The 894-nt window shown below is 37.8% G+C and carries 1 protein-coding gene; it reads right to left on the bottom strand.

The genetic code is table 11. The features are described 5' to 3' along the window. Window positions 1-238: 238 nt before the first annotated feature. Complete coding sequence (locus LPTSP_RS19015) at window positions 239-706, bottom strand: hypothetical protein (protein WP_108930330.1); 468 nt, start codon at window positions 704-706, stop codon at window positions 239-241. Window positions 707-894 lie beyond the last annotated feature (188 nt).

Below are 894 nucleotides of genomic sequence, written 5' to 3'. Positions count from 1 at the left end.
GTCAGAATAAAGTCTGCGATGGCTTATAAAATAAAATTCTATTAGTTCCGAGCTTCAAAACAAAAAACCAAATCGTTGCGGGATTTCGCTTAACGACCGAGCCTTGCCGACGTTGGCGAGCTGAGCAAAGCGAAGACAGGCACGAGAATTGCTCTGCAAGTCGAGTGACTGAGCCAATGTGCCGAAGGCCAAGCGAGAGTCGCGAAGCGAGCTCGAAGCGCAGCGGCAGAGGCGATAGTTATACGCCGTTTTCGATGATTCGGTCTGAAATAAACTTAAATAAATTATTCTCGTCTTCAACTTGACTTCTCGGAATAAAGAATACCCCACCTGCGTCAAAGAAAACAACAATAGAAGGACCTATTAATGAAACTTTACTTATCTTTTTCCAAGATATTTTGAATTCTGCGCCAGGCTTTGCAGATTCAAAATTTTCATTGGTAAGGGATATTATATGTTTTACGTTACCTTCTCTTTGAATATATACGCCTTTTTCTTTTGCGAACAAGTAAATCTTAACTAAGCGCAATAGTAAAAGGAAAACCGTAAATGATATTGAATAAAGCAAGGAGTTAAGGTAATAATACATTAAGACACCAGCAACAAGGCTAAAAACTAAAAATAAATAAAGCCTTATAGAGAAAAGTGCAATAAGAAAATGCGTAAGCGCATACTCTTTTGCATTGTATAATACCTCAAGGTTCATATTAATATTTAATCAAAATTTTTTATTTCAATGAATAGATTCAAGTAATTTAAAACATTTCTTTGATTCTTTATATTTCGAAAATGGCGTATAACGAACTAGTCGCTCCGAAGTCGCCGTGCTGAGCAATAGCGAAGACGGGAACGAGAATTGCCAAGCAATTCGAGTTACCGAGGCGATTTGGCGAA

This window comes from Leptospira johnsonii (genome assembly GCF_003112675.1).
Classification (GTDB): Bacteria; Spirochaetota; Leptospiria; order Leptospirales; family Leptospiraceae; genus Leptospira_B; species Leptospira_B johnsonii.
Note: the sequence above shows the minus strand (reverse complement) of the source record. Positions and strands in the feature narration are given on the sequence as shown.

Excerpts from the sequence above, each read along its gene's own strand:
- LPTSP_RS19015 (WP_108930330.1), bottom strand. The coding sequence starts at position 706 with ATGAACCTTGAGGTATTATACAATGCAAAAGAGTATGCGCTTACGCAT.